We start from the raw sequence: 19,203 nt of genomic DNA on the forward strand, positions 1-19,203 counted from the left end.
CTAGGGCGTCGTGGTTACCGAATGGTTAACCGGTCTGCGCCGTGACCATCTCCAAAAAGGCTGGCCATGCGTCTGGATCGTTGATTGTTTTGTCGCGGCAGGTGGGGTTGCAGAACCCCCAGACTTTGCCGTCCATCTCTAAGTAATCTGACACAGGATCGCCAGAATAGGGGCAGGCTGCATTCACAGATGGCCCAGCTGCGGGTTTGGCGACGCGAGGTGCCGGGCCGGGCCAATCAGCCAATGTTTGACCCTCGACATAGGGCACCGGATCGTAACGTTTGGTCAGTCCCAATGCCCGCCACCGACGGAAGGCAGGATCGGATAGGTGCATGGCCACATAGGCCTGTGCTTTGGCTGACATCGTCAACCCGAACCCAGCAATTCGAGCTGCGACCGGGGCGAAGAAAACATCGGCCAGAGAATACTCTCCGAACAACCACGGGCCATTTGAGGATGTCAGCGCTGCCGCCCACAACTCTTCGACCCGCGCGATGTCATCCAAGACGCCGTCTGACGGGGAAAAGCCCGCGACCTGACCCAGCAGTTGCATCGGGCATTCTGCCCGAAGGTTTCCGAAGCCCGAGTGCATTTCGGCGGCAAACCAACGGGCTGTTGCACGATCAGATGGATCAACTGGCCACAACCCTGCATCTGGATGACGCTCGGCCAATGTTTCGGCCATCGCAAGCGTATCGCCCACGACTGTCCCATCGGGCGTGCGCATCACCGGTACCAGCCGCGCTGGTGACAGGGGTGCCAGATCTGCCTTCATGGTCCCTGAATAAAGCCCAACAAGATGGGTGCGGTGCGGGATGGCAAAATTTTCAAACATCAGCCAGCCACGCAGGGACCAGCTGGAAAACGTGCGGTCGCCAATGTACAAGTCATAAGTCATCTGGGAACCCTAACGTGGAACCAAGGCCTGGCAAATATTCATTTGTGACGAGGCCAATCAGGGAATGTGATTGATGAATGGGATCGCCCACCGGGCACCGTCCCAATCCAGCCGCGTGACCGATAGGTTATCGATCTTATGGCCAAGTGCAGCATAGGCTGACATGTCGCCGGCCCGTGCGATTTGGGTCAGGATCACGCCAAAATGGGCGACCGCGATGATGTGGCGGTGGCCAGCCGCGTTGAACAGGTCGACCGTTTGCGACACCCGCGCAGACAGTTGGTTCCAGCTTTCCCCATTGGGAGCCATGTGATCGCCGGGCTCCTCCCAAAAAACACGCGACAGGTCTGGATCGCGGGTTGCGACCTTTTCCCAATGCATGCCGTCCCAGTCACCAAAATGAAACTCGCGCAGGTTCTTTTGATGGGCCAGCCTTGTGCGGCCATCCGCGACAGCGTCCGCTGTCGCCACGGCGCGCGAAAGATCGGATGACACCAGCGCCGCGCCTTTGGGCAGGTGGTCCGATAGGCGGGACAGGGCGCCTTGGTCTGATAAGTCGGCGGGCAGGTCGCGCCACCCTACCATGTTTTTTGCATGGGTCGGCCCATGGCGCACCCACCACCAACTGACAGGTCCGGTCATGGCGCGCCCTGTGGAAGTGCGCCCTTCAGAACAAGCGGCAGGCCCGCCATCACTGCTACGACCAGATCAGATCGTGCCGCGAGCCGCTGGTTTAGCTCGCCCTGTGCTTGCCGAAATTGCCGCGCTAGCGCGTTTTCCGGCACAATCCCCGCACCGACTTCGTTTGAGACCACAACAACCGGAGCTTCGCAGGCTGTCAGAGCGGAAAACAGGTGGCTCTCTGCATCAGCAAGGTCCGCGTCAGCAAACAGTTGATTGGAAAGCCACATTGTCGCGCAATCAAGCAAAACGACTTCGGTCGGGTCAGCGTCGGCCAAGGCATCTGCAACGTTATCTGGTGCCTCGATCGTGCGCCAACCTGCCCCGCGTCGCGCTTGATGGCGTGCTATTTTCACGGACATCTCAGTATCGTGGGCTTGGGCTGTTGCAACATAAACCAAGGGCCGCTGGGTCGTCACGACCAGCCGTTCAGCATAGTCAGACTTGCCCGAAGCAGCGCCGCCCAGAACGAGCGTCAGAGGAGGAAGAGAAACCTTCATAGGGTTTGCCTAGCACTGCGACACGGGGTCCGCCAAGACGAAAGCGCTTGAGGTGCAGGTCGGTCGATCATAGCCTTACCCCATGAGACTTATTTCCCTGATCGCCGTAATTCTTGCCCCAACATCGGCATTGTCATTCGATACAACGCCTAGCGCCGATGATTTGGCGCTTATGGCTGACGCTGACGTCGTGATCGTCGGGGAAACACATGACAACCCCGCCCATCATGCGGTTCAGGCCGAGATCGTGGCTGCGCTCGACCCACCTGCCTTGGTGATCGAGATGTTGACCCCGGATCAGGTGGCGGAGCTAGAGAAAGACAAGCCCGGATACAGCGCAGGATGGGAGGACGCAGGTTGGCCTGATTACGCAATGTATTTGCCCGTGTTTTCAGCATCAGAGGCAAAAATCTTTGGCGCAGCCGTGCCGCGTGACGTGGCCCGGGCGAGTTATTCTGACGGGGTGGCTGTTCATTTCGAAGGCGATGATGCGTTGTTTGGGCTGGACCAGCCCCTTCCCAAGGATCAACACGATCAGCGGCTTGATCTCCAGTTCGCCGCTCATTGCGAGGCGATGCCCCGCGTCGCGCTTGGCGGTATGATCGAAGTCCAGCGGCTGCGTGACGCAACGCTTGCCAAGGTCACGCTTGAAGCGCTGGACGCAACCGGCAGCCCCGTCGTGATCATCACCGGAAACGGTCATGCGCGGTCCGATTGGGGGGTTCCGGCAGCTTTGAAGCTGGCGCGCCCGGACCTGAATGTGATCAGTATTGGCCAAGCCGAGGATGGTTTTGCCCCTGAAGGTGGGTTTGACCTGATCTATGATGCGCCGGGTGTCGACCGGCCCGATCCTTGCGACACCTTCAAGTAACCCACGCGCAACTGCCCATTGAACCCTTCGCCCCTGTCCCGTAACTATTTGAAGAACTTAAAAGGGGACGATCATGCTGGCTGGTAAACATATCCTTTTGATTATTGGCGGCGGTATTGCCGCCTTCAAATCGCTGGACCTGATCCGGCGGCTGCGTGAACGCGGGGCCGAGGTTACACCAGTGATTACACGCGCCGGGCAAGAATTCGTGACGCCGCTTTCCGCCTCGAGCCTGTCAGCGAACAAGGTCTATACCGAGTTGTTTGACCTGACCGATGAGGCCGAGATGGGTCACATCGAGCTTAGTCGCGCCGCTGATCTGGTCGTCGTTGCCCCCGCCACTACAGATCTGCTGGGCAAGATGGCGGGTGGGTTGGCGAACGACCTTGCCTCGACCCTTCTGATGGCGACGGACAAACGGGTGCTGGTCGCGCCTGCGATGAATGTGCGGATGTGGGAGCATCCGGCCTGTCAGCGCAATGTCGAGACTCTGAAAGCCGATGGCGTGTTGTTTGTCGGTCCAACTGACGGCGCAATGGCTTGTGGAGAGTTCGGGCCAGGCCGGATGTCCGAGCCGCTTGAAATTGTCGCTGCCGTTGAGGCTGCGCTGATGGATGGACCGCTGAAAGGAAAGCATGTGCTTGTGACGTCTGGACCGACCCATGAACCAATTGACCCGGTGCGCTACATCGCGAACCGATCTTCGGGGGCGCAGGGTACTGCTTTGGCGCGCGCGTTGTCGGCGCTGGGCGCTGACGTCACCTTTGTGACCGGGCCCGCAGATGTGCCACCGCCTGAGGGTGTAAACGTCGTAAAGGTGCAAAGTGCTGCGCAGATGTTGGACGCTGTGCAATCCGCGCTGCCGGCTGATGCCGCAGTGTTTGCAGCGGCGGTCGCAGATTGGCGCGTGGCATCGGCATCCAGCAGTAAGATCAAAAAGGACCAGAAAGGCGGTCTGCCTGTTCTGGAGTTCGCCGAGAACCCCGATATTCTGGCGACAATCAGCCAGATGAAGAAAGGTCGGCCCGGCCTTGTCGTTGGCTTTGCAGCTGAAACAGATGATGTGATTGCCAATGCCGCGGCCAAGCGGAAGCGCAAAGGGTGCGACTGGATCGTGGCCAATGATGTCAGCCCGGAAACGGGCATAATGGGCGGGTCCGAGAACGCGGTGACGCTGATTTCAGAGACGGGCGCGGATGAATGGCCGCGCATGGGGAAGGATGACGTGGCACGCCAACTGGCCACCCGGATCGCTGACGCAATCGGAGAAGGTGCGTGATGCCAACAATCTATGTTACCCGCGACGAAGGCTCTGACCCAATACTGCCGCTTCCCAGCTATGAGACACCGGGGTCGGCAGGGGCAGATTTACGCGCCGATTTGCCGGGTGCGGACCGCGAAACAGGCTGGACACTTGCCCCGATGGAGCGCCGCATCGTGCCAACAGGTCTGCGCGTCGAAATCCCCGAAGGGTTCGAGATGCAAATCCGTCCCCGTTCAGGCCTGGCAGCCAAACACGGCGTAACGCTCGCCAACGCCCCCGGAACGATCGACAGCGATTATCGCGGGCCCCTTGGTGTGATCCTGATCAACCTCGGCGCAGAGAACTTTGTCGTCGGGCATGGCGACCGCATTGCGCAAGCTGTGATCGCACCCGTTCTGCAAGCGGACTATCAGCAGGTCGACGCTCTGTATGACACGACGCGTGGCGCAGGCGGGTTCGGGTCGACCGGCCGTGGCTAAGCGGAGGCGGCGTTGATTTGGGTTCTGATATGGGCGGCGGTTATCTGGATTGGCGGCGGGTTCGCGGGCCTAAGCACCGCACGGCGCTGGCAGTTAACTGCTCTGCTCGGCGCAGTTGTTCTTCTGAGCCACGCGGTTTTGCCGGACGGGTCCGGTATCCGCCGAGCATTGGGCGGTAACTTTGCCTCTTGGGCCGTAGGGTTCGCCGTCATAGCTCTGGCCGCTTTGTATGGCCGCGGTGTGGCGTGGCTTAAGGCCCGCGCGCCCAAGCCAGTGTTGCATGACACGGCAGACGGTCCTTTCACAGATACCGAGCTTAACCGATATGCCCGCCATATTGTGTTGCGCGAAATCGGTGGACCGGGACAGGTCGCGCTGAAAAACGCGCGCGTGTTGGTGGTGGGCGCTGGCGGGTTGGGATCGCCGGTCTTGCTTTATTTGGCAGCAGCGGGCGTGGGAACAATCGGCGTTATTGACGATGATGTGGTCGACAACTCGAACCTGCAACGACAAGTTATCCACAAAGACGCGGATATTGGCACGCCCAAGGTCTTCTCGGCCGAAGCCGCGATGCGCGCGCAAAACCCAGTAATCATGGTGCGCCCTTACAATCGTCGCCTGACGGCAGATGTCGCCGAAGAACTGATCAGCGATTATGATCTGGTGCTGGAAGGCACGGATAACTTCGAAACGCGCTATCTGGTCAATCAGATCGCAACAAAGCTGGGCAAACCGATGATTGGCGGCGCGCTGAGCCAGTGGGAAGGCCAGGTGGCCACCTTTGATCCTGCCAATGGTGCGCCCTGTTATCAGTGTATCTTTCCCGAAGCCCCAGCCCCCGGTCTGGCCCCCAGTTGCTCTGAGGCCGGGGTGGTTGGCCCGTTGCCCGGCATTATCGGGTCGATCATGGCCACCGAGGCGATCAAGGAAATCACCGGCGCAGGCGAAGGGTTGCGTGGGCGGTTGCTTATTTATGACGCGATGTATGCGGAAATGCGGGTGATCAGAACGTCCAAGCGCGAAGGCTGCCCCTGCTGTGGTTGATCTGGAGCTTGCACCGCTCAGCGTTGCCGACGCCCCCGGTTTGTTCGCTTTCGAGGTCAAGAACAGAACATGGTTTGAGGAAAATGTCGGACCCCGCCCCGACACCTATTGGGACCTTGCCACCCTGACCGAGATCGTGCGCGAGCAAGTGCAGGCTGGTGAGTTGATGTTCCTGCTGAAAAGTGGCGGCAAAATACTTGGGCGTGTCAACCTGACCGCGGCCGATAACGGTATGGCGCAACTGGGTTATCGCATCGGTCAATCCCATACCGGACAGGGCATTGCGACGCAGGCAGTCGCGATGGCGCTGCAAAAAGCGGTCGATCAAGGATTATGGGCGCTTGAGGCTCGTGTGCTGCTGAACAACCCGGCGTCGAAACGGGTGCTGGAAAAGGTTGGGTTCTACCGAACTGGTCACGACAGTATCGGCGATCTGGAGTGCGAAACTTTTCGACGCGACCTCGATCAAGACTGAAAGCCGGGAACTTCTGCGCCGAGTCTCTGGTAATCCCGTCGCCCGCCACATAGCTTCTTGCGAAAGGAGATCAGCTGATGACCAATCCGCTTCTGGCCCAATGGGACACGCCGTTCAACCTGCCGCCTTTCGATGTGATCAAGGACGGCGATTTCGAACCGGCATTTGATGCCGCTTTGGAAGACACGCGGGCGGCGATTCGAAAGATCACCGATACCGACGGCAATCCGACCTTTGCCAATACAATTGAGGCATTGGAGCTTTCTGACGCATCACTCGATCAGGTGCTCAGCGTGTTTTACAACGTCGCTGGGGCCGACAGCACGCCTGTCCGAGAAGAACTACAGCGCAAGTTCTCGCCGCGGCTGGCCGCGTTTTCATCCGAAGTGACGATGAATGAAGCGCTTTTTGCCCGTATCGAAGCCCTTTGGCAAGCGCGCGACACGCTGGACCTGACCGATGAACAAGCCCGCGTTCTGATGCTGACCCGTCGCCGGTTTGTGCGCTCTGGCGCTTTACTTGAAGGTGCCGATCGCGAACGCTTGAAAGCCGTGCAGGAAAAACTCGCCACATTAGGGACGGACTTCACCCAGAATCTATTGTCGGATGAACGCTCGTGGTTCATGCCGTTGAAGGATGCAGACTTGGCAGGCTTGCCGGATTTCGTGATCAATGCCGCCCGTGCTGCCGGGGCCGAGAAAGACAGCGAAGGCCCGGCAATCACGCTTGCACGGTCCGTGATCACGCCGTTTTTGCAGCATTCTCCCCGACGCGATCTGCGCGAAAAGGCTTATCTTGCCTATACCGCGCGTGGCGCAAATGGCGACAAGACAGACAACCGCGCGATTGCTGCAGAGACTTTGTCTCTGCGCGAAGAACGAGCCCGCCTTTTGGGCTATGAAAACTTCGCCCAGTTCAAACTGGAAACCGAGATGGCCGGGCACCCGGACCGCGTCCGCGAATTGTTGATGCAAGTTTGGGAGCCAGCCCGGAAAGCCGCAATGGCCGATTCTGTTAAAATGACAGAAATGCTGCATTCGAATGGTTACAACGGCGAGCTGGAGCCGTGGGACTGGCACTATTACGCGGAACGGCGTCGCGAGGCCGAACATGATTTGGACGAGGCCGAGATCAAGCCCTACCTGCAACTTGACCGCATGATCGACGCTGTATTCGACACCGCACATCGCCTGTTTGGCCTGGAATTCGCACCGCTGGATGTCTCGCTTTATCACTCGGACGCCCGCGCGTGGGATGTAACGCGAGGTGGTAAGCATCTGGCCGTGTTCATAGGGGATTATTTTGCCCGTGGATCAAAACGGTCGGGGGCATGGTGTTCTGCGATGCGCAGCCAGCAGAAACTCGCAGCCGATATTCGCCCTGTCGTTGTGAATGTCTGCAATTTCGCCAAGCCAGAAGCGGGGCAGGCGGCTCTTCTGTCTTGGGATGACGCGCGCACTTTGTTTCACGAGTTTGGCCACGCGCTCCATCAGATGCTGTCGGATGTGACCTATCCCTCGATTTCAGGCACATCGGTGGCGCGCGATTTTGTGGAGCTTCCCAGCCAGCTTTATGAACACTGGCTGGAAGTGCCTGAGGTTTTGGGAAAATTCGCAACTCATGCCGAAACGGGTCAGCCGATGCCGCAGAAACTCTTGCAGCGATTGTTGGCCGCATCGACTCATGACACAGGGTTCCAGACGGTCGAATTTCTGTCCTCGGCGCTGGTGGATCTTGATTTCCACGATGGTCCCGCGCCCGTTGACGCAATGGCCGCGCAGCAAGCGACGCTTGACCGCATTGGAATGCCTGCCGCGATCAGGATGCGCCATGCGACACCGCATTTCGCCCATGTATTCGCTGGCGACGGCTATTCATCGGGCTATTACAGCTACATGTGGTCCGAGGTGATGGACGCAGATGCGTTCGAGGCTTTCAAGGAAACCGGCGATGCTTTCGATCCGGAAATGGCCAAAAAGTTGGAGTATCACATCCTGTCCAAAGGCGGCTCGGTCGAGGCGAAAGACCTGTACGCCGCATTTCGCGGGCGGTTGCCGGGCGTCGACGCTTTGCTCAAAGGGCGCGGTCTGGCCGACGCATAGGTTTAGTCGTTTTGACGCGAGGGATCATCGGGGTGCGGTGTCACCCCGACCGGGTCCTTGTGGATCATCACATCCGTGTCTGGATAGGTGTGCAGTATCGCGCGCCGTAAGCTGGCGCCGATCGCATGAGCCTCCTCAAGGCTTTGCGCGCCGTCCAGTTCGATATGCATATTGACGAAAGTGATCGAGCCTGATCGGCGGGTTTTCAGGTCGTGAAACCCCTCCACGCCCGGATGGGACGCAGCGATCTGCTCGACCCCGGCCACCAGATCAGGGTCAGCGGCGTGGTCCATCAGACCATCCCACGCGGTTTTGAAAATACGCATGGCCCCCACAACCAGCATGATCGCCGCACCGATGGCGACTATACTGTCGATCTGCTCCATGCCGAATAGACCGGCCATCCAAAGGGACAAGATCGCCCCAATGTTGGGGACAAGGTCGCCAAGGTAATGCAGGCTGTCTGCACTCACCACCGCCGACCCGGTCCGGCGCGCCACATGTCGCTGCCAAAGCACCAGCGCCAGGGTCAACACGATTGACAGAACCATGACCGCGATGCCGCGTTGATGCGCCATGATGGGGGCAGGTTCGCCGGACAAAAGACGGGCGATGGCGGCCCATGTGATTATTCCGGCGGACGCCATGATGAAAAGGCTTTGACCAAGAGCTGCCAAGTCCTCGGCGGCAGAATGTCCAAACGCATGATCATCATCTGCAGGCCGTGACGCGTACCAGATTGCCGCGAGCGCGCCCAATGACACCATCAAATCCATCGCGCTGTCAGCAAGTGAGGCGGCGACGGACAGTGCCTGCGTTTCACCCAAGGCCCAAAGCTTCAGCCCGACCAGCGTAACCGCCACCAGCGATGAGGCGAGGCCAGCGGAAAGATTCAGTCTGATGCGCGCGTCTGTCATGTTGTCCGGCTAACCCATTCAACAGGGCGGGTGCAAGTGCGGCGTCAACCCTTAGTTGACCACTTCGTCAGGGCGTACGCCCCACAAGTTGGTCTTAAGTGTCCACCCCCGAATGCCATCCGCCTTCACTCGGCACCAGTCCAACCCGCAGCTCTCGACCCGCGCGATAACGCCAGCCTCAAGATACGCGTCAATCTGGCTTTCCGTGTCCGCACGGCTGTAAAGCGCGCTGAGGTCAGCGTCGATGATCGCCGTGCGTGCGCCTGACAGCAACGAGTAATGCACCCAGCCGCCAACGCCATCGCGGTCACGCACTTGTCGCCAGTGTCCGAACTCGCCGATGATCTCAAGCGGCATACCGGGATGTTTGAAGACCCAATCAATACGGTGGCGCAGCGACGGCCCCCGCCGCACATTGCCTTCGGATGTTTTCAGCGAAACAAATCGTGGAATCGGCAAATTCGTGACGGACCCGCGCGTCGCATCGGCTTTGTTGTCCGTTGCCATGGCCGGTTCGTGCCAAAGCAGTGTCACAATGGCAATTGCCACCGCCGCCAACGTGCTGGATACCCGCATTTTTGCCCTCGTCGCCTGCAGCAACCGATCCCGCGCGCAATTTTCTTTCGTTTGCGTCCCGGCGGTGCTTGTGCCTTGCCTCGTTCCTTGTCACTTTGTCAGGGAGACGCGCAAAAGAAAAGCTAAAGGGAGGGCGGGCATGGCCGCTGAACGTCTGAGTGTTGTTGTCACGCGACGGTTGCCCGAGGTCGTTGAGACCCGGATGAAAGAACTTTTCGATGTCGAGCTTCGCGACAACGATACACCGATGACCCGAAACGAGCTTGCCGCTGCAATGGCGCGCTGCGATGTGCTTGTTCCCACCATCAACGATCAGATCGATGCAAATATGTTGGCAGGCGCGGGCGAACGGTTGCGGCTGATCGCCAACTATGGGGCCGGCGTGGATCATATCGACGTTGGGACCGCACGCCAGCGCGGGATTCTTGTTTCAAACACCCCCGGAGTGTCGGCTGACGACACCGCCGACATGGCCATCGCACTTATTCTGGCTGTCACCCGCCGGTTTCCGGAAGGTATTCGTCTGATGACATCGGGGGAATGGAAGGGCTGGTCGCCCACCGCAATGCTTGGCCGCCGGATACAAGGGCGGAGGGTTGGTATTCTGGGCATGGGCCGGATCGGACAAGCCGTGGCCCTGCGGGCGCGGGCCTTTGGGATGCAGGTGCATTACCACAATCGAAAACGCCTGCATGCAAAAATCGAGGAACAGCACGAGGCAACATACTGGGAAAGTCTTGATCAGATGGTCGCCCGTATGGATGTGCTGTCGATCAATTGCCCGCACACGCCGTCAACCTTTCACCTTATGAATGCGCGGCGACTGAAGCTGATGAAACCAGAAGCCGTGATCGTGAACACTTCGCGTGGCGAGGTGATTGACGAAAACGCACTGACCCGAATGCTGCGGGCAGGCGAGATCGCAGGCGCAGGCCTGGACGTTTACGAGCACGGGAACGAGATTAATCCTCGCCTGCGCGACCTGCCCAATGTCGTGGCGCTGCCACATATGGGCTCGGCCACCGTCGAAGGGCGGGTCGAAATGGGAGAGAAGGTGCTGATAAACATCAAGACCTTCGCCGATGGTCACCGTCCGCCAGATCAAGTCGTGCCGGGGATGCTGTAAACCTGCCCATGAAACGCCTTTTGCTGTTCATCGGGATGATCGTTTTTGCCTGCCTGTTGGCCGGATCCTATGGCATGTTGCACAACCAGATCAGCTATGCCGTCGGTTCCGACTATTTTCATGCCTTCAAGTTTCGCCAATTTCGCATCCCCGAAGCGCAGCATGGCCCGTTAGGGGCAGCTATGGTTGGTTGGGCGGCAAGTTGGTGGATGGGGCTGGTGATCGGTGTGCCAATCGCCGCGATGTCGTTCGGCATTCCAAACCTGCCGCAGGCCACAAAGGCGTTCACCGTAGCCGCGATAGGTGTTGTTCTGCTGACGCTAGCATTGGGACTGGTCAGTTTGCTTGTCCCGCCACCGATGGAGTTCATCCCTGTGCCGCCGGATGCGGCTGATCCCATTGGGTTTGGCCGCGCTGCGATGATGCATGATACCTCGTATCTGGCGGGCCTGATCGGTCTGGTGGTCGGTTTGGTCTACATGGGATACAAGGTTTGGCATGCGCGGCGATCTTCATAGAACCTTTCTGATACTCGTCGTCGGAGTGGCCCTGGCTGTCACTTCGGGCTGTGCGCGCAAACTAAGCGAAACAGAGGTCGAGATGTCGCAACTGGTGTTTGGCGACAGTCTCAATACCGACAAGGTGCGCGTGCGTGCCGGAATTGGTGTTCTGCCTTTGCCAAAGACAGACCCTATCCCGAAGGATGCACCCAAGCGCGACGCGCGTAAGCTACCGAAGGGCGTGTGCGATCGCGTGCCCCAGCCGGATCGAAAAATCGATTTTCCGGCGGGGTTTGTGCTTTGGAATCAGGTTTTCCTGAAGCGTGACCTTTATCGGGATGACATGTTCGAAGGCTGGCCCGAAAGCCTGCCTATGCCGCACGCCCTGTTGATGATGCACGAGCTTGTGCATGTCTGGCAGTGGCAGAACCGCGACCGCACAGGATACACACCGGGCCGGTCCGGGGCTGAAAGCCTGCGCAAGGGCGATCCCTATTACTGGCCTGGACGTGAAGCCGGGGCTTATCTGTCTTACGGCTTCGAAGCGCAGGCCGCGATGGTCGAAGATTACATGTGTATGACGTTGTTCGATCCGGGCAACCCGCGTCGCGATGAGCTTGCGGCATTGGTCGGTCCGGTGTTGCCTGTCGCGAACCTCGGGGCGGCGTTGGGCCGGTGAAATTCGCCTAATGTCGTTTTCACTCAGGTAAAGGTCGGGCAGGCTTAGCACAATCTGCGGCCTTACGGCATTTATGATGCAACGCATTCTGCCCAAGGGAGTCGCCCCATGAAAACCAATGTTAAAGCGCTTGTTGTCGGCGGTGGAGCCGTCGGCACGTCGATAGCGTATCACCTTGCCAAAGCTGGCTGGGACGACGTGATGCTGATCGAGCGTGACGAGCTGACCTCTGGCTCGACTTGGCACGCTGCCGGTCTGCTGCCGCTTTTTAACATGTCCTATGCGACGACCCACATTCACGACTACTCGGTCAAGTTCTATAAGCAGCTTGAAGAAGAAACCGGCCTGAATGCTGGTTTCGCCGTGGTCGGCAACCTGCGGATGGCGCAGACAGATGAGCGGATGGACGAATACCAGCTTTACGCCTCAACCGCAGATACCGTGGGCATCAACTATGAATTCCTGACCCCGGATCAGATCAAAGAACGCTGGCCTCTGATCGAGACCTCGGACTTGAAAGGCGCGCTCTATCACACCGAAGATGGGTACATTAACCCGGCAGATGTGACCCAAGCGATGGCCAAAGGCGCCCGTCAGCGCGGCGTTGAAATCGTGCGCAAGATGCAGGCGGACGATTTCCACTGGACCGGCACCCACTGGGAGGTCACCTGCACCAAGATGGTGGAAAAGGGCGGCAACCTGATCGAGAGCGACGAGCAGGTCGTGATCACCGCCGAACACGTCGTTACCGCCTCGGGCAACCACGCGCAGCGCACTGCCAAGATGCTGGGCATCAAGATGCCCGCCATCCCGGTTGAACACACGTTCATTGTCATGGACAAAGACCCCGAGCTGGTGAAATGGCGCGAAGTCGGCAACCCCGAGCACCCGGTTGTGCGCGACGCCGACAACGAAAGCTATGCTCGTGAAGAACGTGGCGGCTGGATCCTAGGTATCTACGAGCGCGGAGCCCCGGCGCGCTTTGAGCATGGCGTGCCGGACAGCTTCCGCGCCGACCTGTTCCCGTTGGATCTGGACCGCATCGCGGATCAGTACATGGCAATGGCCGAACGCGTGCCCTCCTGCGCGGAAAGCGGGTTGAAAGACGATTTCAACGGCCCGATCTGCTACACCCCAGACGGCAACCCGCTGGTGGGTCCGGCTCCCGGTCTGCGCAATATGTGGCTGGCCGAAGGTTTCTCGTTCGGTATCACCGCCGCTGGCGGTACCGGTTACTACCTTGCCCAGATGATGGTCGATGGCGAGGCCGAGATCGACATGGCGTCGCTCGACCCCAAGCGGTATTCGTCCAATTGGATGACGACCGAGTTTGCAGCCCGCAAGAACGAAGAATGCTACGAGCATGTCTACATTCTGCACCACCCGGATGAAGAGCGTCCGGCGGCACGCCCACTGCGTACGTCGCCTGCGTTCGACCGCCAGAAAGAAAAAGGCGCTCAGTTTGGGTGGGTCAATGGTTGGGAGCGTCCGAACTATTACGGCCCGCTTGATGCACCGTCGAACTTCGACGAAGAAAGCCGTTCCTTCCGCCGTGGTGGTTGGTGGCAATATGCCGTGGATGAAGCCAAAGCCGTGCGCGAAGGCGTTGGCCTGATCGACGCGACCGCGTTCACCAAGCATGTGGTCAAAGGCCCCGGCGCGACCCAGTTCCTAGACTGGTTCACTTGTAACAAACTTCCGCGCGTTGGCCGGATCAACCTGACCTATGCGCTGACAGCTGCCGGTACCACCCGCACCGAATACACCATCGTTCGCAATGGCGAGGATAACTACTACCTCGTCTCGGCGGGGGCATGGACCGAGTATGACGCTGACTTCATGCGCAAGGCCGCTGAAGATAAGATGGAGGAATTCGGCTATATTGAGATCCAGGACGTCACCACGCAATGGGGCGTGTTCGCTATCGCCGGCCCCAAGTCACGTGATGTCTTAAACGAGGTGATCAAAGATGCCGACCCTGCGACAGCTCTGTCCAACAAGCGGTTCCCATGGTTGACGGCGCGCAAGATCGAATTGGGTATGTGTCCGGTCAATGCAATTCGTGTGGCCTATACCGGAGAGCTGGGCTGGGAGCTTCACCACCCGATTGAGATGCAAAACTATCTGTGGGATCTGCTGGTCGGCGCAGGCGAGAAACACGGTATGAAACTGGTCGGTGCCCGCGCTCAAAACTGGTTGCGGCAGGAGAAATCCTATCGTGCATTCGGCACTGAACTAGGCCGCGACGCGACGCCAGCCGAGGCTGATCTGCCGCGTTTTATCGACCTTGAGAAGGATTTCCACGGCAAGGACGAAATGGTTGCCAAAGGGATCCGTTCAAAATGCGTGACGCTGTTGATCGACGGGCCGGACGATGCTGATCCGTGGGGCCGCGAGGCGCTTTACGACGGCGACACCAAGGTGGGTCGATTGACCTCGGGCGGCTATTCTGTGGCGTTCGAGAAGTCGATTGGCATGGGCTATGTACGCCCTGATCTGGCGGTGCCGGGCACAAAGCTCAAGGTGAAGATGCAGAACAAACTCTGGGACGCAGAGGTCACCGTCGACAGCCCCTACGATCCAAAGAACGAGACGATCCGCAAAGACGGGTGACAAGAGTACCAGTCTATGAAAAGGCCCTGCGATTGCGGGGCCTTTTTCTTTGTGCAACTCTCTGCTGAAAGGAGTTGCCATGTCCGACAAAATCAATGGTGCCTGCCACTGCGGCGCCGTCACATTCGAAGTCAGCCCGCCAGAATTTGCAGTGTCCTGCAATTGCTCGATGTGTCGTCGTTATGCTGCGCTGTGGGCACATTGTCCGCCGAATGAGGGCGCTGTTCTGACCGGCCATGACCACTTAGACGCATACAGCTGGGCGGATCATATGATCGACTTCCAAAGTTGTAAGACATGCGGCTGTGTCACCCATTGGAGTTCGGCTGAAAACACCGACCAGAAACGGATCGCGGTGAACCTGCGCATGGCTTCGCTGGAAGTGATCAATTCGCTGCACATCCGGCATTTCGATGGCGCGGATACTTGGGAATTCCTAGACTGACCCATTTCATATCAGGATGTTAGATGTTGGCGTTTTTTCGGACAAACGCCTCGATTGCGTTGGCTGGAATGGCCCCGGCGTGGCGGGCGATTTCCTTACCATTCTGATACAGGATCAAGGCCGGGATGCCCCGAATGTTGTTCTGCATTGATACTTTGGGGTGATCTTCGGTGTTGATTTTCGCAAACCGAACCTGAGGCGCCATAGCCCGCGCGGCTTGCGCAAATGAAGGGGCCATTGTTCGGCAGGGTCCACACCATGGCGCCCAGAAATCGACCAATAGCGGAGTGCCGTCATTCTTGGCGGCCTTGGTCAACGTGGCTGGATCCAGTTCGCGGACTTTGCCATCGATAAGCTTTGCGCCGCATGTGCCACATTTCGGCCCTGCAGTAAGTTTGTCGATGGGCACGCGGTTTACAGAACCGCAATCAAGGCAAGTCATCTTAGCGGAAGAGGCCATGGGGTGCTCCTTTAAATTCTATAAACTGCATATGATAACGCAAAGGGCTACCGTCAAGGGATCAAACGGTGCTCAGCAAAATACTCGTTTCACTGTTGGTAATGCCGTCTACCACCCGTACATCGCGCAGTACACGGTCAAAATCGGTCAGGCTTTCAGCAGTTAACTGCGCAATAAGATCCCATTTCCCATTGGTTGAATGCAGGCTGCGCAGCTCTGGCAGGCCTCGCAGGCGTTTGATCACTGCAGTGGTCGACCGGCCCGACACCTCGATCATCATGATTGCATGCACACCGTCCGGGCCATGATCCTGCCGGGCGCGGACGGTGAATCCCAGGACAGCGCCACTGTCCAGCAAGCGGTCAAGCCGCGCCTGAACGGTGGCGCGAGACACGCCAAGGATTTCGGCGAGTTTGGATATCGGAGCGCGACCATCTTCCCGCAGGATGGCGATCAGATTGCGATCAAGGTCATCGAAAATATGCATATCAAATTGCTAAGCGATGCTGCACTAATTGGCAATACAATGCAGAAAAAATTTCACTTTTGCACATTATTTATTAAATCGTGAAGTTGCTATGCTGGGTCACTTACAACTTTACCCGAGCCCCCAATGCCGCAGACTTCGCTTCAGGCGCCAAGCGCCGTGATCATGATCCGCCCACAGCATTTTCATCCCAATGCTGAGACAGCGCGGGATAACAGTTTTCAGACCGAAGCACCTGCCGGAGCGGCGGTAGATTTGGCCGCGCAAGCACAGGTCGAAATCGACAATGCCGTGCAGGCCCTGCGCAATGCTGGGGTTCAGGTTCACCTGTTTGATGATCCGCGCGATGATCGCCCGGATGCCGTTTTCCCGAACAATTGGTTCTCGACCCATCCCGGTGGGCATGTGGCGGTGTATCCAATGTATTCCCAGAATCGCCGGATCGAGCGGCGTGCGGACGTGCTTGAGATGCTCAAGCATCGCTATCGCGTGCAGGACATCATCGACTATTCCGGGCTGGAGCAGGACGGGCTGTTTCTTGAAGGCACCGGGGCCATGGTGCTGGATCACGTGGAACGGGTGGCCTATGCCGCGCGGTCCAAGCGCACCAGCGAGGTGCTGTTGGAACGGTTCTGCACCCATTTCAACTATGAGCCTATGGTATTTGATGCCTGTGACGCGGAAGGTCTGCCGATCTATCATACCAACGTGTTGATGTGCATTGGCACGGATGTGGCGTTGATCGGGCTGGAGACCATCGCCGACACGGCCCGTCGCGAAGAACTGCGCGACCGCTTGGCGCAAGGGGACCGCGAGATCATTGAACTGACGCAAGACCAGATTGCCAATTTCGCAGGCAACGCGATTGAGCTTCAGGGCTGTGATGGTCGACTGCTGGCGATGTCGACGCGTGCGTTTGAGGCTTTGCGACCGGACCAACGCCAGCGGATCGAAACGCATTTGAATATTCTGCCGCTGGACATTCCGACGATAGAAATGGCTGGTGGCTCGGTACGATGTACCATTGCAGGCATTCACCTTAGCCCACGCCCACAATTGAACCCGAACGGAGAGGCCAAATGACAAATATTCACCTGCTCGGCGCGCCGATGGAAGAAGGCGCGGGTCGCCGGGGCTGTATTATGGGGCCAGCGGCCTATCGCACTGCGGGCTTGGCCGAGGAGCTGGCGTCACTGGGCCACGACGTGGTCGATCTGGGCGACGCGCAGCGTGATGTGGTCGAGTCCATCGAAACCGAACACACGCACCTGAAATTCCTGCCTGAAGTCGCAGGTTGGTCACGCAGTCTGCATCGCCATGCCTTTGATCTGGCGCACCAAGATGTGCTGCCAATTTATCTTGGCGGTGATCATGCGCTGTCATTGGGAACCGTGACCGGCCACGTGGCGGCGGCTGCCGCAATGGGCCGTCCGCAATATGTGCTGTGGTTGGATGCGCATTCCGATTTCAACATTCCCGCCTCCTCGCCGAGCGGCAACATCCACGGGATGCCCGTGGCATTTGCCTGTGGCCTTGACGGCTTTCCTGACGTGCTGGGCAAACCGCTTCCCGCGCGTCTTGACCCATTGAATGTTTGCATGATCGGTCTGCGGTCGGTTGACGGGATGGAGCGCGACCTTTTGCAGTCGTCGGGCGTTCAGACCTATGACATGCGCTCGATCGACGAGAACGGCGTGGCCAAGCTTCTGTTGCCGTTTCTGGACCAGGTCGCGCAGACGAACGGGCTGCTGCATGTCAGCCTTGATGTGGACTTCATCGAGCCCGACATCGCCCCGGCGGTCGGCACCACCGTTCCCGGTGGCGCAACCTTCCGCGAAGCCCATCACATCATGGAGATGCTTCACGACAGTGGCCTTGTCAGCTCGCTTGATCTGGTCGAGCTGAACCCGTTTCTTGACGACCGCGGCCGCACCGCCCGGTTGATGGTCGACCTGACCGCGAGCTTGTTTGGCCGCCGTGTTCTGGATCGCCGCACGCAAAGCTATTGATCCCGCTTGTCGAAAGGACATCCGATGCCACCACTACCCTCTGAACTTGCTTATGTGCCTTTCGTGTCGGTCGAACACATGATGGGGCTTGTCCATCATATCGGTATCGAGAAGGTGTTGATCGAACTCGCCGACGAAATCGAAGCCGATTTCAGGCGGTGGGAGTTGTTCGACAAAACCCCACGCGTGGCCAGCCACTCGGATGTTGGGGTGATCGAGCTTATGCCGACCTCGGATGGCGAGATGTATGGGTTCAAATACGTGAACGGCCACCCGAAGAACACCAAGGAAGGGCTGCAAACCGTCACAGCGTTCGGACTTCTTGCTGACGTGAACAGCGGCTATCCCAAGCTTCTTAGCGAGATGACAGTGCTGACAGCGCTGCGCACGGCTGCGACCTCGGCGATGGTCGGCAAGCATCTGGCCCCAAAAGGTGCGACCACGATGGCGATGATTGGCAATGGTGCGCAATCGGAATTCCAGTGTCTGGCCTTCAAGGCGATCTGCGGCATTGACACGGTGCGCCTTTTTGATGTCGACCCCGCCGCGACCGAGAAATGCGCGCGCAATCTCGCCGGGCAGGGCCTGACCGTCGTGCCGTGTAAGACGGGCGAAGAAAGCATGGAAGGCGCGCAGATCATCACGACCTGCACCGCCGACAAACAATATGCCACGATCCTGACCGACAACATGATCGGCGAGGGGGTGCATATCAACGCCATCGGCGGAGACTGTCCGGGTAAGACCGAACTTCACCGCGATATCCTTCTGCGCTCGAACATCTTCGTAGAATACCCCGAACAGACATGGATCGAGGGCGAAATTCAGCAGCTGGATAAAGACCACAAAATCACCGAGCTTTGGCAAGTGATCACCGGTCAGGCAGCAGGCCGCCGCACTGACAAAGAAATCACATTGTTCGACAGCGTTGGTTTCGCAATCGAGGATTTCTCGGCCTTGCGCTACATCCTCAAGTCGATCGAAGGCACGGAGTTCTTTACCCAGCTTGATATGCTGGCAGACCCGGATGACCCGCGCGATCTGTTCGGAATGCTGGAGCGGTCGAAAGCCTAAGGC

Annotated in this window: 21 protein-coding genes; 14 read left to right on the forward strand and 7 right to left on the reverse strand. The window is 58.5% G+C overall.

Annotated features, from left to right (window positions below):
- Nucleotides 1–25: 25 nt before the first annotated feature.
- The 3 genes from K3556_RS03290 to cobU are packed head-to-tail and all read right to left on the reverse strand — an operon-like array spanning nucleotide 26 to nucleotide 2,079.
- Nucleotides 26–898 (reverse strand): glutathione S-transferase, encoded by an 873-nt coding sequence (locus K3556_RS03290; RefSeq protein ID WP_260518305.1) that lies wholly within the window; start codon nucleotides 896–898, stop codon nucleotides 26–28.
- 57 nt (nucleotides 899–955) lie between these two features.
- Entirely contained in the window at nucleotides 956–1,540 is a 585-nt protein-coding gene (locus tag K3556_RS03295; RefSeq protein WP_260518306.1) for a histidine phosphatase family protein, read from the reverse strand.
- Nucleotides 1,537–2,079: a bifunctional adenosylcobinamide kinase/adenosylcobinamide-phosphate guanylyltransferase gene (gene cobU, locus K3556_RS03300; protein ID WP_260518307.1), complete on the reverse strand. Its 543-nt coding sequence runs from the start codon at nucleotides 2,077–2,079 to the stop codon at nucleotides 1,537–1,539. The genes K3556_RS03295 and cobU overlap by 4 nt, the downstream gene beginning before the upstream one ends.
- Nucleotides 2,080–2,161: 82 nt before the next feature.
- Here cobU and K3556_RS03305 point away from each other — a divergent pair, with 82 nt between their 5' ends.
- The 6 genes from K3556_RS03305 to K3556_RS03330 all read left to right on the forward strand — a co-directional run bounded on the left by K3556_RS03305 (nucleotide 2,162) and on the right by K3556_RS03330 (nucleotide 8,314).
- Nucleotides 2,162–2,950 (forward strand): ChaN family lipoprotein, encoded by a 789-nt coding sequence (locus K3556_RS03305; protein ID WP_260518308.1) that lies wholly within the window; start codon nucleotides 2,162–2,164, stop codon nucleotides 2,948–2,950.
- A gap of 73 nt (nucleotides 2,951–3,023) precedes the next feature.
- Nucleotides 3,024–4,229 (forward strand): bifunctional phosphopantothenoylcysteine decarboxylase/phosphopantothenate--cysteine ligase CoaBC, encoded by a 1,206-nt coding sequence (gene coaBC / locus K3556_RS03310; RefSeq protein WP_260518309.1) that lies wholly within the window; start codon nucleotides 3,024–3,026, stop codon nucleotides 4,227–4,229.
- The gene (gene dut, locus K3556_RS03315) at nucleotides 4,229–4,693 is read left to right on the forward strand and encodes a dUTP diphosphatase (RefSeq protein ID WP_409557764.1); all 465 of its coding nucleotides are present in this window, start codon (nucleotides 4,229–4,231) and stop codon (nucleotides 4,691–4,693) included. The genes coaBC and dut overlap by 1 nt, the downstream gene beginning before the upstream one ends.
- A 12-nt stretch (nucleotides 4,694–4,705) precedes the next feature.
- A complete protein-coding gene (moeB, locus tag K3556_RS03320) occupies nucleotides 4,706–5,737 on the forward strand; it encodes a HesA/MoeB/ThiF family protein (RefSeq protein ID WP_260518311.1) in 1,032 nt (343 codons plus the stop codon).
- Nucleotides 5,730–6,212, forward strand: coding sequence for a GNAT family N-acetyltransferase (locus K3556_RS03325; protein ID WP_260518312.1), 483 nt, complete (start codon nucleotides 5,730–5,732; stop codon nucleotides 6,210–6,212). The genes moeB and K3556_RS03325 overlap by 8 nt, the downstream gene beginning before the upstream one ends.
- Nucleotides 6,213–6,289: 77 nt before the next feature.
- The gene (locus tag K3556_RS03330) at nucleotides 6,290–8,314 is read left to right on the forward strand and encodes a M3 family metallopeptidase (RefSeq protein ID WP_260518313.1); all 2,025 of its coding nucleotides are present in this window, start codon (nucleotides 6,290–6,292) and stop codon (nucleotides 8,312–8,314) included.
- 2 nt (nucleotides 8,315–8,316) lie between these two features.
- Here the strand turns inward: K3556_RS03330 and K3556_RS03335 are convergent, their stop codons facing one another.
- Both K3556_RS03335 and K3556_RS03340 read right to left on the reverse strand, forming a co-directional pair.
- A complete protein-coding gene (locus K3556_RS03335) occupies nucleotides 8,317–9,231 on the reverse strand; it encodes a cation diffusion facilitator family transporter (RefSeq protein WP_260518314.1) in 915 nt (304 codons plus the stop codon).
- 51 nt (nucleotides 9,232–9,282) lie between these two features.
- Nucleotides 9,283–9,738: an SH3 domain-containing protein gene (locus K3556_RS03340; protein WP_260519164.1), complete on the reverse strand. Its 456-nt coding sequence runs from the start codon at nucleotides 9,736–9,738 to the stop codon at nucleotides 9,283–9,285.
- Nucleotides 9,739–9,946: 208 nt separating this feature from the next.
- On the opposite strand from K3556_RS03340, the gene K3556_RS03345 reads away from it, so the two are divergent.
- From K3556_RS03345 to K3556_RS03365, 5 genes are all read left to right on the forward strand, one after another.
- Nucleotides 9,947–10,933 carry a D-glycerate dehydrogenase gene (locus K3556_RS03345; RefSeq protein ID WP_260518315.1) on the forward strand — a complete coding sequence of 329 codons (987 nt, stop codon included), beginning with the start codon at nucleotides 9,947–9,949 and terminating at the stop codon, nucleotides 10,931–10,933.
- Nucleotides 10,934–10,941: 8 nt separating this feature from the next.
- The gene (locus K3556_RS03350; RefSeq protein WP_260518316.1) at nucleotides 10,942–11,451 is read left to right on the forward strand and encodes a hypothetical protein; all 510 of its coding nucleotides are present in this window, start codon (nucleotides 10,942–10,944) and stop codon (nucleotides 11,449–11,451) included.
- Nucleotides 11,432–12,112, forward strand: coding sequence for a hypothetical protein (locus K3556_RS03355; protein ID WP_260518317.1), 681 nt, complete (start codon nucleotides 11,432–11,434; stop codon nucleotides 12,110–12,112). The genes K3556_RS03350 and K3556_RS03355 overlap by 20 nt, the downstream gene beginning before the upstream one ends.
- A gap of 108 nt (nucleotides 12,113–12,220) precedes the next feature.
- Nucleotides 12,221–14,725: an FAD-dependent oxidoreductase gene (locus K3556_RS03360; RefSeq protein WP_260518318.1), complete on the forward strand. Its 2,505-nt coding sequence runs from the start codon at nucleotides 12,221–12,223 to the stop codon at nucleotides 14,723–14,725.
- A 79-nt stretch (nucleotides 14,726–14,804) separates the two neighbouring features.
- Nucleotides 14,805–15,170, forward strand: a complete 366-nt coding sequence (locus K3556_RS03365; protein ID WP_260518319.1) for a GFA family protein — start codon at nucleotides 14,805–14,807, stop codon at nucleotides 15,168–15,170.
- A gap of 19 nt (nucleotides 15,171–15,189) precedes the next feature.
- Here the strand turns inward: K3556_RS03365 and trxC are convergent, their stop codons facing one another.
- Both trxC and K3556_RS03375 read right to left on the reverse strand, forming a co-directional pair.
- Nucleotides 15,190–15,630: a thioredoxin TrxC gene (gene trxC / locus K3556_RS03370; protein ID WP_260518320.1), complete on the reverse strand. Its 441-nt coding sequence runs from the start codon at nucleotides 15,628–15,630 to the stop codon at nucleotides 15,190–15,192.
- A 61-nt stretch (nucleotides 15,631–15,691) separates the two neighbouring features.
- A complete protein-coding gene (locus K3556_RS03375) occupies nucleotides 15,692–16,117 on the reverse strand; it encodes an Lrp/AsnC family transcriptional regulator (RefSeq protein ID WP_260518321.1) in 426 nt (141 codons plus the stop codon).
- A gap of 126 nt (nucleotides 16,118–16,243) precedes the next feature.
- On the opposite strand from K3556_RS03375, the gene ctlX reads away from it, so the two are divergent.
- Genes ctlX through K3556_RS03390 form a run of 3 tightly spaced genes read left to right on the forward strand, consistent with a single transcriptional unit; the run spans nucleotide 16,244 to nucleotide 19,200 of the window.
- A complete protein-coding gene (gene ctlX, locus K3556_RS03380; RefSeq protein ID WP_260518322.1) occupies nucleotides 16,244–17,200 on the forward strand; it encodes a citrulline utilization hydrolase CtlX in 957 nt (318 codons plus the stop codon).
- Nucleotides 17,197–18,126: an arginase gene (rocF, locus tag K3556_RS03385; protein ID WP_260518323.1), complete on the forward strand. Its 930-nt coding sequence runs from the start codon at nucleotides 17,197–17,199 to the stop codon at nucleotides 18,124–18,126. The genes ctlX and rocF overlap by 4 nt, the downstream gene beginning before the upstream one ends.
- 24 nt (nucleotides 18,127–18,150) lie before the next feature.
- Nucleotides 18,151–19,200: an ornithine cyclodeaminase gene (locus K3556_RS03390; protein ID WP_260518324.1), complete on the forward strand. Its 1,050-nt coding sequence runs from the start codon at nucleotides 18,151–18,153 to the stop codon at nucleotides 19,198–19,200.
- Nucleotides 19,201–19,203: the final 3 nt, after the last annotated feature.

The sequence above is a fragment of the Aliiroseovarius sp. M344 genome (assembly GCF_025140835.1).
Lineage (GTDB): Bacteria > Pseudomonadota > Alphaproteobacteria > Rhodobacterales > Rhodobacteraceae > Aliiroseovarius.

What these genes read in the sequence shown, in the direction of transcription:
- K3556_RS03290 (WP_260518305.1), bottom strand. Translation starts at nt 898, where the DNA reads ATGACTTATGACTTGTACATTGGCGACCGCACGTTTTCCAGCTGGTCC.
- K3556_RS03295 (WP_260518306.1), bottom strand. Translation starts at nt 1,540, where the DNA reads ATGACCGGACCTGTCAGTTGGTGGTGGGTGCGCCATGGGCCGACCCAT.
- cobU (WP_260518307.1), bottom strand. Translation starts at nt 2,079, where the DNA reads ATGAAGGTTTCTCTTCCTCCTCTGACGCTCGTTCTGGGCGGCGCTGCT.
- K3556_RS03305 (WP_260518308.1), top strand. Translation starts at nt 2,162, where the DNA reads ATGAGACTTATTTCCCTGATCGCCGTAATTCTTGCCCCAACATCGGCA.
- coaBC (WP_260518309.1), top strand. Translation starts at nt 3,024, where the DNA reads ATGCTGGCTGGTAAACATATCCTTTTGATTATTGGCGGCGGTATTGCC.
- dut (WP_409557764.1), top strand. Translation starts at nt 4,229, where the DNA reads ATGCCAACAATCTATGTTACCCGCGACGAAGGCTCTGACCCAATACTG.
- K3556_RS03330 (WP_260518313.1), top strand. Translation starts at nt 6,290, where the DNA reads ATGACCAATCCGCTTCTGGCCCAATGGGACACGCCGTTCAACCTGCCG.
- K3556_RS03335 (WP_260518314.1), bottom strand. Translation starts at nt 9,231, where the DNA reads ATGACAGACGCGCGCATCAGACTGAATCTTTCCGCTGGCCTCGCCTCA.
- K3556_RS03340 (WP_260519164.1), bottom strand. Translation starts at nt 9,738, where the DNA reads ATGGCAACGGACAACAAAGCCGATGCGACGCGCGGGTCCGTCACGAAT.
- K3556_RS03345 (WP_260518315.1), top strand. Translation starts at nt 9,947, where the DNA reads ATGGCCGCTGAACGTCTGAGTGTTGTTGTCACGCGACGGTTGCCCGAG.
- K3556_RS03350 (WP_260518316.1), top strand. Translation starts at nt 10,942, where the DNA reads ATGAAACGCCTTTTGCTGTTCATCGGGATGATCGTTTTTGCCTGCCTG.
- K3556_RS03355 (WP_260518317.1), top strand. Translation starts at nt 11,432, where the DNA reads ATGCGCGGCGATCTTCATAGAACCTTTCTGATACTCGTCGTCGGAGTG.
- K3556_RS03360 (WP_260518318.1), top strand. Translation starts at nt 12,221, where the DNA reads ATGAAAACCAATGTTAAAGCGCTTGTTGTCGGCGGTGGAGCCGTCGGC.
- K3556_RS03365 (WP_260518319.1), top strand. Translation starts at nt 14,805, where the DNA reads ATGTCCGACAAAATCAATGGTGCCTGCCACTGCGGCGCCGTCACATTC.
- trxC (WP_260518320.1), bottom strand. Translation starts at nt 15,630, where the DNA reads ATGGCCTCTTCCGCTAAGATGACTTGCCTTGATTGCGGTTCTGTAAAC.
- K3556_RS03375 (WP_260518321.1), bottom strand. Translation starts at nt 16,117, where the DNA reads ATGCATATTTTCGATGACCTTGATCGCAATCTGATCGCCATCCTGCGG.
- ctlX (WP_260518322.1), top strand. Translation starts at nt 16,244, where the DNA reads ATGCCGCAGACTTCGCTTCAGGCGCCAAGCGCCGTGATCATGATCCGC.
- rocF (WP_260518323.1), top strand. Translation starts at nt 17,197, where the DNA reads ATGACAAATATTCACCTGCTCGGCGCGCCGATGGAAGAAGGCGCGGGT.
- K3556_RS03390 (WP_260518324.1), top strand. Translation starts at nt 18,151, where the DNA reads ATGCCACCACTACCCTCTGAACTTGCTTATGTGCCTTTCGTGTCGGTC.